At 60.6% G+C, this 11,315-nt stretch carries 9 protein-coding genes; 7 read left to right on the top strand and 2 right to left on the bottom strand.

All coding sequences use genetic code 11. From position 1 onward, the window contains the following. The 4 genes from CKO12_RS04705 to mtaB all read left to right on the top strand — a co-directional run. Positions 1 to 625 (top strand): molybdopterin dinucleotide binding domain-containing protein (locus CKO12_RS04705; RefSeq protein ID WP_274599899.1); only part of this gene is annotated, 625 nt, incomplete at its 5' end. Next, positions 622 to 1,155 carry a 4Fe-4S dicluster domain-containing protein gene (locus CKO12_RS04700; RefSeq protein ID WP_200153573.1) on the top strand — a complete coding sequence of 178 codons (534 nt, stop codon included), beginning with the start codon at positions 622 to 624 and terminating at the stop codon, positions 1,153 to 1,155. The genes CKO12_RS04705 and CKO12_RS04700, both read left to right, overlap by 4 nt. Next, positions 1,152 to 4,142, top strand: coding sequence for an FAD-dependent oxidoreductase (locus CKO12_RS04695; protein WP_200153572.1), 2,991 nt, complete (start codon positions 1,152 to 1,154; stop codon positions 4,140 to 4,142). Before CKO12_RS04700 ends, CKO12_RS04695 begins: the two co-directional genes overlap by 4 nt. A gap of 9 nt (positions 4,143 to 4,151) precedes the next feature. Then, positions 4,152 to 5,450 carry a tRNA (N(6)-L-threonylcarbamoyladenosine(37)-C(2))-methylthiotransferase MtaB gene (gene mtaB / locus CKO12_RS04690; RefSeq protein ID WP_200153584.1) on the top strand — a complete coding sequence of 433 codons (1,299 nt, stop codon included), beginning with the start codon at positions 4,152 to 4,154 and terminating at the stop codon, positions 5,448 to 5,450. Positions 5,451 to 5,499: 49 nt separating this feature from the next. Here the strand turns inward: mtaB and CKO12_RS04685 are convergent, their stop codons facing one another. Together CKO12_RS04685 and CKO12_RS04680 are read right to left on the bottom strand one after the other, a co-directional pair. Continuing rightward, entirely contained in the window at positions 5,500 to 7,434 is a 1,935-nt protein-coding gene (locus tag CKO12_RS04685; protein ID WP_338032695.1) for a transglycosylase SLT domain-containing protein, read from the bottom strand. Between the two features lie 39 nt (positions 7,435 to 7,473). Then, positions 7,474 to 7,980: a DUF2939 domain-containing protein gene (locus CKO12_RS04680; protein ID WP_200153570.1), complete on the bottom strand. Its 507-nt coding sequence runs from the start codon at positions 7,978 to 7,980 to the stop codon at positions 7,474 to 7,476. A gap of 200 nt (positions 7,981 to 8,180) precedes the next feature. Here CKO12_RS04680 and CKO12_RS04675 point away from each other — a divergent pair, with 200 nt between their 5' ends. The 3 genes from CKO12_RS04675 to grpE all read left to right on the top strand — a co-directional run bounded on the left by CKO12_RS04675 (position 8,181) and on the right by grpE (position 11,303). After that, complete coding sequence (locus tag CKO12_RS04675; RefSeq protein WP_274599900.1) at positions 8,181 to 9,440, top strand: multifunctional CCA addition/repair protein; 1,260 nt, start codon at positions 8,181 to 8,183, stop codon at positions 9,438 to 9,440. A 133-nt stretch (positions 9,441 to 9,573) separates the two neighbouring features. Next, on the top strand, positions 9,574 to 10,620 hold the full coding sequence (gene hrcA, locus CKO12_RS04670) for a heat-inducible transcriptional repressor HrcA (protein WP_420826827.1): 1,047 nt from the start codon (positions 9,574 to 9,576) through the stop codon (positions 10,618 to 10,620). Between the two features lie 107 nt (positions 10,621 to 10,727). Further along, complete coding sequence (grpE, locus tag CKO12_RS04665) at positions 10,728 to 11,303, top strand: nucleotide exchange factor GrpE (protein WP_200153569.1); 576 nt, start codon at positions 10,728 to 10,730, stop codon at positions 11,301 to 11,303. The last annotated feature ends 12 nt before the right edge of the window (positions 11,304 to 11,315 follow it).

Below are 11,315 nucleotides of genomic sequence, written 5' to 3'. Positions count from 1 at the left end.
CCGATCTCAAATCCCCCCAACCCCCCTTTTTCAAAGGGGGGCTCAAATCCCTGATCTCCCCCCTTTGGAAAAGGGGGGCAGGGGGGGATTGATGAGATCGGCTCCGCTCACATTTCCCACGCCGTCAGGAAAAATTGAGCTGACCAGCGCCCTGCTGACGCAGGCGGGTTTGCCGAGTGTGCCGCCGTATGTCGCCAAAATTGCGCCCAGCGGCGCGGAGTTTTATCTGCTCTTCGGGCGAGCAGCGACGCTCACGCACGGGCAATCGCTCAACAATCCGCTCTTACACGAAATCGCGCCCGCGCAGGAGCTGTGGATTCATCCCGACCGCGCTGCTGCGCTCGGTATCGCTGACGGGGCGCTGGTGGAAATCAACGGCGGCGGTGCTTACAGCGGCCAACTCCGCGCCAAGGTGACGCCTTGGATTCATCCCGAAACGGTGTTCATGCTGCACGGCTACGGCGCGACGGTGCCGGCTGCGACCCGCGCAGTTGGCTTTGGCGTCGCGGATCAGCGCCTGCAACACGGCAAATTGTATGAATTCGATCCAGCAGGCGGCGGCTGCGCTCTGACGGAAACCATCGTCCACGTCCGCCCGGTGGCGGCAGCAGGAGGTGCGGCATGAGCACTTACAGCCTGCGTCACGACGAAGCCAATTGCATCGGCTGCCAAGCCTGCGAGGTGCATTGCAAAGCCAATAAAGGACTCGGTGCAGGACCTGCGCCGTGCAAAATCATCAGCAGCGGCTTGGTCGCAGTCGACGGCTTGCCGCGCATTCGCTTTGTGTTTCTGCCGTGTTTTCACTGCGAAGAGGCGTGGTGTCTCCACGCCTGCCCCACCGGCGCGATGCAACGGCGCGAAGCCGACGGCATCGTTTTTGTGGAAGCGAGTCTGTGCGTCGGCTGCAAAAGCTGCATCGTCGCCTGTCCGTGGGGCACGCCGCAGTGGGACCCGGTCACGCGCAAAGTGGTCAAGTGCGATTACTGCATGGATCGGCTGGATGCGGGTTTACAACCGGCTTGCGTCACCAAATGCGTGACCGGCTGCCTCTCGTTTGGTGAAACCACCGCGCTGCCTGATCCGCGCCGCGAGCGTTATGCCCGCCAGTTGCTGGCGCAACCAGCGCCCGCTGCCGCCAACGGAGATCAGCCATGAGCAGTGCGAAAACCCTTTTTCAAAGGGAGGCTCTGGAGCTGCCGACATGGCTCGCTGCTGCGAGTACGGCGGCGGTGGCTCCGCTCACGACGTTGGCGGCAGTGCTGCCCGGCTTCACTGCGGCGCAGCAGTTATCACCATTGCAACGGGTGCAGCGGGTGCAAGACGCCGGTCTGCTGGATTGTGGCGGCAGCGGTAATCCGTTAGCACCGCACTGGCAGCAGGTCGGGCGCAGTCGGGCGGCGGTGCAATTGGTGATTGATGCGACTGATTTAGACCCCAACGCTGGCGCGACGGCGACGCTGTTGGCGCAGGCATCGTTGCTGCTGCTGGACGGCGTGTTGATTGCGGCGGGACTGCGCGGCAGTGAGCAGGTCGTGCTGTGGCTGCCACCAGCATTGCGCGGACAGGAGATCGTGCTGCTCAACGCGCTGGATGCGCTGGTGCGGCGATTTGGTGCTGAACTGCCGCCGCTCCAGATCACGGTGCAGCGCCAGCCGCTGCCCAATTGCGCCAGTGCGGAGGCGAGCACGGCGACGCAGTTGGTGCAGCGAGTTGAAACGTGGTGTCAGATCGCGCTGCTGTTTGCGACGGGCGCGGTGTCATCCTGCCGTTTGTTGACGCTGCGCAGCGGCGGGCAACAGCCCGGCGTGGTGGCGCTCAAGCTGCATGTCAGCCTGCGCGAACAATTGGCGACTTGGGGCGGGATGGCGGCTGCTGGCGCGGATGCGATTCTGCAATTTGACGCGGGTTTGGGTGGACTGTTGCCACTCGCGGCCGCAGACATCCGCTGTGAACCGTTGCATTTTGCGGAAGCGGGCATCGCTCCAGCGCCAGCGACGATCACGGTGCTGGCAGATGGCGGCGATGTGGTACAGCGCACGCGGCAGGCGTTATATCGCCATTGGGAATTGGCGGAGACGGCGAGCGCGACGGAGCGCGGTTTACTCGCTCGCGCCGTGCGCTTGACGACGGAACTCACGCTCGGACGCGGAGAGCTGGCGCACCTGCGGGCACTGGAGGCGTTGACGCTGGACTTGACGCGGGCGGGATTGGCGGCGGCGGCTGCGACCTTGGGCAGTGCGCTGCGCTATTTTCGCCCGCAGTGGGACAGCACAGTTGGCGGTGACAACCGCCAACCGACAACTGACAACTTCTTCCCCCCACCCGCGCCCTGTCATCGCACCTGTCCGGCACATATCGACATTCCCAGCTTCATGGCGCATCTGGGACGCGGTGAGCATCGCGCCGCGATTGCGGTGATTCGACAGGACAATCCGCTGCCGCTGGTGTGCGGGCTGGTGTGTCCAGCGCCGTGTGAAACGGCCTGTTTGCGCGGCAGTCACGATGGCGCGGTGTTCATTCGTCCGATGAAGGCGCGAGCGGCCGAGCTGTGTTTGGAAGAAGGCGGTTATCCGCATCCCGAGCTGGCACCGGCGACGGGCAAGCGCGTGGGCATCATCGGCTCTGGCCCGGCGGGATTGGCGGCGGCGTATTACCTGCGGTTGCAAGGTCACGCGGTGGAGATATTTGAGGCGCAGGCAGAGGCGGGCGGGATGTTGCGCTATGGCATTCCGGCCTACCGGCTGCCAGCGGAATTGCTGGAGCAGGAATTGGAGCAAATCCGCACGCTCGGCGTGACGATTCACACCGCTGCCAAGGTGGAACAGCTCGCGGCTTTTCGGGCGAACTATGACGCGGTGTTCATCGCGCTCGGCACCCAGAAATCGCGCCTGATTCCGCTTGATGGCGGCGATGGTCCCAACGTGCTCGGCGGCATTGATTTTCTGCGCGAGGTGCGCAGTGCCAACGGCGCAGCGGTGCGGGTGGGGCCGCGTGTGGTCGTCATTGGCGGCGGCAATGTCGCCGTCGATGTGGCGCTGACCGCGCTGCGGCAGGGTGCCACGCACGTTGATATGGTCGCGCTGGAACGGCGGCAGGAGTTGCCGGCCAGTCACCATGAAATTGAGGCGGCGGTGGCGCAGGGCGTGCAGTTATATCCGAGTTGGGGGCCGCTGCGCGTTGAGGCGGATGGGACGGCGGTCTTTCAATTCTGCCTGCGAGTGAAGGATGACGAGGGCAGGTTTGCACCCAGTTTTGATGCCGAGCGGCTGCTGCGACTGCCGGCCAATCAGGTGATTCTGGCGGTCGGACAGGGCACGGATGTGACGCTGTTAGATGGCAGCGGCGTGGAGACGGTGCGCGGGTTCATCGTCGCGGATCCGCTGACGCAGATGACCAGTGTGCCGGGCGTGTTTGCGGGTGGCGATGCGCACTTAGGGCCGCGCACGGCGGTGGAGGCGATCCGCTCCGGCAAGCTGGCAGCAGCGGCGATGGATGCGTGGCTGCAAATCTCCCCAACTGCCCAATCTCAAATCCCCTCAACCTCCCTTTGGGGAGCTCCGCAGCGGCGGGCGCAAGTGGTGCCGTTGCCGGTGGCGGCTGCTCGCCGCAGCCAGTCGCCGCGCACGGTGATGCCAGAAAAGCCGGTCGCAGCGGTGCTGGGCGAGGGCAATTATGTGCAGATTGAGGAAGGTTTGACGGCGGCGATGAGTCTGGCGGAGGCGCAGCGGTGTCTGCGCTGCGATAGTTGCATTGGCTGCGGGCTGTGCGTGGCGGCGTGTAGCGAGATGGGCGTGGAGGCGCTGCGGATGGCGGCAACGCCAGCAAATCGGTTGGTGTATCTCGATTTCATCCGTCCGGCGACGCTGTGCATCGGCTGCGGAGCTTGTACCCAAGTCTGTCCGACGGGCGCGATTCGGCTTGAAGATAGCGACGGGATGCGGCGCACCGTCATCACGGGCACGGTGGTGCGCGAGCAGCCGTTGTTGACCTGTTCTGCCTGCGGGGTGCCGACGCAAACGGCGGCGCAGCGGGACTTCATTCGCGGGCGTTTGCCGCCGCATTTGGCGATTTCGCTGGCGCGGGAATTGTGCCCAAGCTGTGCGCGAGCGCGGGCGGAGCGTCCGCTGGCGTCGGTGCGATAGTTGGCAGTCGTGCCCCGCGCTCCCCGCATTCAATTTTTGACGCTGGGCTGTCGGCTCAATGAGGCGGAAATCCAAGAGTGGGCGGATGCCTGCTGGCGTCACGGTTGGGAGTTGGTCGCTGCTGACGCTCCGGCGGACATCATCGTATTCAACACCTGCGCGGTGACTGCTGCCGCTGGGCGCAAATCGCGCCAGCTCGTACGCCGTCAGCATCGCCTTCATCCGCAGGCACAACTCGTGGTCAGCGGTTGTTGGGCGACGTTGGAACCGGCGGCGGTGGCGAGGGAGCCGGGCGTGACGCAGATCGTTGTAAATCAAGAGAAAGATCAATTTATCGCTCAATATCTCCCCCCTTTAGAAGGTGGTGCGCCAGCCAGCACTGACCTTGCGCTGACAACGGGCAGCCTGCCGCTGGTGCTGCGCCAGCGCCAACGCGCTTTTATCAAGGTGCAAGACGGCTGTCGTTATCAATGCAGTTTTTGCATTACCACCCAAGCGCGGGGGGCGGAGCGCAGTCGGTCGGTCGCAGAGGTGATCGCAGCGATCCGGCGCTGGGAACAGGCAGGCATTCAAGAAGTGGTGTTGACCGGCGTCCATCTCGGCGGTTATCGCAGCGCCGACGGTGCTGACCTCACCGCGCTGGTGGCGCAGATTTTGGCGGTGACGACGGTGCCGCGAGTGCGGCTGGGCTCGCTGGAACCTTGGGATTTGACGGATGATTTTTGGGCATTGTTTGCCAATCCGCGCCTGATGCCACATCTGCATTTGCCGCTGCAAAGTGGTTCAGATGCGGTGCTGCGGCGAATGGCGCGGCGCTGCAAAACTGCTGATTTTGCGCAATTGGTCGCTCGCGGACGGGCGCTGGTGCCGGATTTGAATCTGACCACCGATGTGATCGTCGGTTTTCCGGGTGAAACGGCAGAGGATTGGCAGCGCACATTGGCTTTTGTGGAGGCGATGGCGTTTGGGCAGATTCATATTTTCAATTATTCACCACGCGCTGGCACTGCTGCCGCTACGTTGCCAGACGCGGTGGCGGAGACGGTCAAGCAGCAGCGCAGCGCGGAATTGCACGCTTTGGCGCGGCAGTTGACGCAGCAAGTGCTCAAGGCGCAGTGCGGGCGGCGGGTGACGGTGTTGTGCGAGGGCGCGGAAGGTGCGGCAGCGCAGCGGTTTGGTTACACGCCCAACTATTTGCCGGTGCAGATTGTTGGCGCTGGCGCGGTGGGAGCGCAGCGGTTGCGCACGGTAACGCTGACGGGCTTGACGGCAGATGGGCAGAATTTGATTGGACGTTGCTCAGGTTAAGAAGACCAAGCGTTCGCGCTGCTCACTGACAACTGCAATAAAACGACAGCTATTTGCGTGCCGGAATGGGCGGAAGCAATTCCGCCAAACGCACCGGCGGTCGTCCCAGCCGCTCGGCATAAATCACCCGATACGCCAGCACCCGTTCGACATAACCGCGTGTTTCTGCAAATGGAATCCGCGCAATCCACAAATCAGCATCCAGCGGCTGCGCTGGCAACCATTGGCGCACCCGCCCCGGCCCCGCGTTATACGCCGCCGTCGCCAGCGCCGCGTGTTGAAAGGCGTTCCACATCTGCGCGAGATAGGCGCTGCCCAACACGATATTGACCGCTGGATCAGTCAGTTCCTGCGGTGATGGCACCGCTGATCCCAAGCGCGTCGCCACTTCCGCAGCGGTAGGCGGCATCAATTGCATCAACCCCAGCGCCCCAGAACGTGAGACCACCGCTGGCGCAAACACGCTTTCTTGGCGAATCACCCCAAAAATCCACTCCGGCGCAATGCCCGTTTGCGCCGCCTGCGTCAGCACCACGTCCTGATAACGCAGCGGAAAGCGCAGCGCCAAATCATCCCAATAGCCACTCCGCGCCAGCGTGAAAATCGCCCGATCATGCCAGCGCATCACGTCGGCGATATACGCCGCCGCGTGTAAATCGGCAGCTTCTAAATCCTGCGTCAACGTCCGCCATTCGCGCTGCACATCGGTCTCGCGCCCGATTTGCCGCAATTCCCGCAGCCGCGCCCATGCCGGATGACGAATCAGCCGCGCAATCCGCGCCGGTTCAGCGGGCGTGGCGACATGGTTCAATTGATACGGCTTGCCAATCCGATCCGCCGCCATAAATCCCCAAAAACTGCGGGCCGTTGCCGCTTGCGCAAAACTGAGCTGCGCTGACGCCACCAGCCCCAACGTCGCCTCAGCGCGACCTTGCCAATAGTGCCAACGGTCGCGTTTTTCGGCGCAATCCGGCATCTGCGCAATCCAACGCGCCAGCTTGTCCCAATCCTGAAACTCCAGCGCCGCTCGCGCCCGTTGCTCCTGCTCGGCGAGCGTGTCGGATGTCGCCCGCATTCCGTCCCAATAACGCAATCCTTCTGCATTGCCAGCGCGAGTCAGCGCCCGCCCAACAGCGGCATACGCACGATCCGCCGCCGCTGGATCAGTTGCCAACCAGTCGCGGTAACGGCTCAACCATTGCACCGCATCAGCGGGCGCAGTCGCCGCCATGCGCGTGATTCCGTGCGCGACGATGGCAGCCCGCTGCGGCTGGTCAACCGCCAAAGCGTTGGCATCGTTAATCAGCGTCGGCGTTTGCTCCACCGCCAGCCACTGCGCCAGCCACGCCCGCTCGTTTTCTGGCAGCAGCGTGCCGAGCGACCGCGCCAGCCCGCTTTCACCCGCATTCATCGCCAAGCGAATGCGCTGCCACACCAATTGCGGCGTGAGCGCCCCGCTTTGTTGCCACGCTTGAAACACTGAATCACAAGCTGCCGGTTGCGAGCGTCCGACTAACCACAGCGCGGGAATGTGCGGCAGAGCTTCGGCGCTGCGCCCGGTGGCAATCAATGCCCGCAGTGATAAACAACGGCGGTCGGTGGAGGCGGAAGTTGGCAGCGGCAGCGGATCAAATTGCAGATATTCCGTCCAACGTCCGGCAGCGGCGAGCCGGCGCAATTGCACGGCGCGGAGACGAGCGGCGAGCGGTGAGGTGGCATCAACGGCGAGAAAGTCGGTGATGGTTGCTTCCGGCAGTGCTTCCACATCATTGCCGAGTGCGGCAAAGCGCAAATAGGGATACAGCGGATACTCACGCAGACCGGCGCTGAGTCGCTCGAATGTGCTGCGGTCGCCGCGTTTTAAGGCGGACTCGGCGGCGAGAAAGTCGCTGCGAGGATCAGCGGCAACGGGAGTTGTGACTGTCAGCGCAATACTGATGATGGCTAAATAATTGAATAGCTTGTGCAAAATAAAAGTACTCACAAAAAGCACCTCCTCAGGATGACGAGGCGCTGGCGGACGTTAATCAAGCGGGCCGGAGGTGATGATGTCGGTGATTTTCCATTCGGTACCGATCAAGGTGAGCCGCACATGCGTGGGTCGTTGCCCCAGATCGCCGATGCGAATGAGAAAACGGTTGTAGGACTCAAAAAATGCAAAGTCGATGCCGGCCATCAAATATGCCGGAGTTTGGCCGGTGGTTTTGGTGATGGCTTCGCGCAGCGTCGCTTGCACCCACGCGGGGGTGATGACTTGATCGAGCGCGGCATCACCGAGCCGCTCTAAATTTTGTCCAATCCACGACATCACGCCCTGCGCGTCGGCGCTGGCTGTCTCCGGCACGATGGTTTTGACATCGGTGGTGACGCGGCGTTTGTAATTCGCCCGAATTGCCGGTAAATCGACCAGCGGCGCGAGAGTGGCGATGTCTGGTTGGGCGATGGCGTGATCTAAACGATACACGCCGTAATAGGGCCACAGTCCAAAGCCGAGCAGAATTAAAACGAGCAAGGAGGCGAAAATGCGCATGATTGAGGATTCCGTAATAGGTGAGGCGGGGATTTTAACCGGCTGGCGGAAGTTTAAGTTGTCAGTTTTCAGTTGTCAGTGAAGACGCGATGTGACGAATTGCAGCGCGATCAGAAATGAGGCAGTTGTTTTTTTCAACATCTGCCAACTGCAAACCGACAATTTGGACGGCAACTGATAATGTAAATAAAGAGACCATGATGAACGTCACTGATGGTTTGACGGTGTATTTGGTGGGCGGCGCGGTGCGCGATACGGTGCTGGGGCGGACGGTGACGGAACGCGATTATGTGGTGGTTGGCGCGACGCCAGCGGAGATGCAGCAGCGCGGATTTCAGCAAGTGGGCAAAGATTTTCCGGTCTTTTTGCATCCGCACACTAAAGCGGAATATGCGCTGGCGCGTACCGAGCGCAAAACCGCTCCCGGCTATCACGGCTTTGCCATTCACGCTGCGCCGGAGGTGACGCTGGAGCAGGATTTGTTGCGGCGCGATCTGACCATTAACGCGCTGGCGCAGGATGCCAACGGCACCATCATTGATCCTTATGGCGGCTTGGCGGATGTGGCAGCGCGACAACTGCGGCACATCTCGCCCGCTTTTGCGGAAGACCCGGTGCGCATTTTGCGCGTTGCGCGTTTTGCCACCCGCTTTGCGGCGCTGGGATTTCAGGTCGCAGCCGAGACCCGTGACCTGATGCGGGCGATGGTCAACGCCGGCGAAGTTGAGGCGCTGGTGCCAGAACGGGTGTGGCAAGAAATCACCAAAGCCTTGCTGGAAGCGCAGCCCGCACATTTTTTCACCACGCTGCGCGATTGCGGGGCGCTGGCGCGGCTGCTGCCAGAATTGGATCGTCTGTGGGGCATTCCACAATCTGCGCAGTGGCATCCCGAAGGTGACGCCGGCATTCACACGCTGCTGGTGCTGGAGATGGCGGCACGTTTGGCACCGGAGCTGGAAGTGCGTTTTGCCGCGCTCTGCCACGATTTCGGCAAGGGCACCACTCCGCCAGAACTGTGGCCACGTCATCACGGTCACGAAGCCCGCAGCGCCGAATTAGTCAAACTTGTGAGCAATCGCCTTAAAATCCCCAATCATTGCCGTGACTTAGCACGACTCACTGCGCAATATCACGGCATCATTCATCGCGTTGCCGAACTGCGCCCCGCCACCATGCTGGAGGTTTTTGAAGCCACTGATGCCCTGCGCCGTCCAGCGCGGTTTGCGCAATTGCTGACGGCGTGTGAAGCCGATTTTCGCGGTCGCGGTGGTTATGCCGAGCGCCACTACACGCAAGCTGAGGTCTGGCGGCAGATGCTGGCAGCAGTGGCGGTGGTCGATGTGGGCGCAATCGCACGAGCGGCACCAGCGCCAGCAGAAATTCCCACGCGGATTCGCGCAGCGCGGTTAGCGGCGCTGACGCAAGCCGTCGCGCTTTCGCGGATACCAACTGCGTCTTGACAGCGTAAACGGCGATCCCTAAATTGCCGTTAGCACTCCTTCTTTATGAGTGCTAACACCAGCGTCGGGCGGCACAACTGCGCAGCGGCGATCTTTTCAAACCGCTGTTTTCATTGGTAAATCAACCTTGACGATTGAGTCATCACGCAGTGAACCAGCCGTGAGCGAGCGGGCGCAGCACTTTTTGAAAGTGTTGGTGGAACGCTATATCCGCGACGGGCAGCCGGTGGGATCGCGCACGTTGGCGAAAGATACCGGCTTGGAATTAAGCCCGGCGACCGTCCGCAACGTGATGGCGGATTTAGAGGAAATGGGTTTAGTGGCCTCGCCGCACACCTCGTCGGGGCGCGTGCCGACGGCGGCGGGATATCGTTTATTTGTCAATTCGTTGCTGACATGTCGGGAACCATCGGCGGATGACATCGCCGCGCTGCGCAACCGTTTTGATGCGCAAGTCGATGCGAAATCGTTGATTGAAACGGCGTCCAATTTGCTCTCTGGCGTCACTCATCTGGCGGGCGTGGTGATGATGCCGCGCCATGATCGCAACGTATTTCGGCAAATTGAATTGCTGCCGCTGTCGGAAACGCGGGTGCTGGTGATTTTGGTGACAAGTGAGGGCGAAGTGCATAACCGCGTGATCGGCACAGATCGCGTATTTACGCCATCGCAATTGGAACAGGCGGCCAATTATCTCAATCAAATGTTTATTGGGCAGGATATTGGCGCGGTGCGGCGGCGGTTATTGGATGAGTTAAAACACGCTCATGCTGATATGGATCAGCACATGATTCGGGCGGCGGCGCTGGCGCAGGAAGTGGTAGCTGCGGCCGAGCAACGCGATGATTGTTTTATTGCGGGACAAACGAATTTAATGGAATTCGGTGAATTGGCGAGCACGGAGCGGATTAAACAATTGTTTGATGCGTTTCATCAAAAACAAGAAATTTTACATATTTTAGATCGCTGTATTGCCGCCAATGGTGTACAGATTTTTATTGGCAAAGAATCCGGTTATGCGCTGTTGGATGATTGTAGTTTAGTGACGACCAGTTATCGGGTTGATGAGCGCGTGGTTGGCGTGCTCGGTGTGATTGGCCCAACGCGAATGGATTATCAGCGCGTCATTCCCATTGTCGATGTCACGGCGCGATTGTTGGCAGCGGCGCTGCGGCAGTGAAAACAGTTGTCAAAATGATAACCTATTTTTATTTCATTAAAGTAAAGCCAGTCATTTTTTAATATAATCACCAGTTGAAAACTGACAACTTAAATCAGGATGAATCAATGAAAGCAGACCCACAAACATTAACGCCAGAACCGATTCAAGAAGAAGCAATTTTGATTTCAGAACCAGAGGCGGTGGTGGCATTAGATGATATGCCCACGCCAGAAGAATTAGTCGCTGAACGTGATGCCGCTCGCGCTGATGCAGCGGAAATGCGCGATCAATTGTTACGCGCCCGCGCTGAGGCGGAAAATATTCGCCGTCGCCATGTGAATGAATTGGAAAAGGCGCATAAATTTGCTTTAGAAGGTTTCGCCCGCGAGTTATTGCAAGTGCGCGACAGTCTTGAATTGGGACATCAGGCCGCACTCGATACCGCAGTGAATGTCGAGAAACTGCGCGAAGGAACTGAATTAACTTTGAAATTGCTCGGCGATGTGATGGAGAAATTCGGCGTGACGGCGGTTGATCCGTTGGAGCAACCGTTTGATCCGGCATTTCATCAAGCGATTTCGATGCAGCCCCGCGCCGATGTCGCCCCCAATACGGTGGTCGCGGTGGTGCAGAAGGGTTATGTGCTCAACGGTCGCTTAGTGCGCCCGGCGATGGTGCTGGTGTCGTCCGCGCCTTCCTGAGCAATCCGCTTG

Source organism: Chromatium okenii (assembly GCF_016583745.1).
GTDB lineage: Bacteria > Pseudomonadota > Gammaproteobacteria > Chromatiales > Chromatiaceae > Chromatium > Chromatium okenii.
This window is presented reverse-complemented; position numbering and strand designations above follow the sequence as displayed.

Coding starts and splice junctions, on each gene's coding strand:
- CKO12_RS04680 (WP_200153570.1), bottom strand. CDS start 7,980: ATGCGCATTTTCGCCTCCTTGCTCGTTTTAATTCTGCTCGGCTTTGGA.
- CKO12_RS04695 (WP_200153572.1), top strand. CDS start 1,152: ATGAGCAGTGCGAAAACCCTTTTTCAAAGGGAGGCTCTGGAGCTGCCG.
- grpE (WP_200153569.1), top strand. CDS start 10,728: ATGAAAGCAGACCCACAAACATTAACGCCAGAACCGATTCAAGAAGAA.
- CKO12_RS04700 (WP_200153573.1), top strand. CDS start 622: ATGAGCACTTACAGCCTGCGTCACGACGAAGCCAATTGCATCGGCTGC.
- CKO12_RS04675 (WP_274599900.1), top strand. CDS start 8,181: ATGAACGTCACTGATGGTTTGACGGTGTATTTGGTGGGCGGCGCGGTG.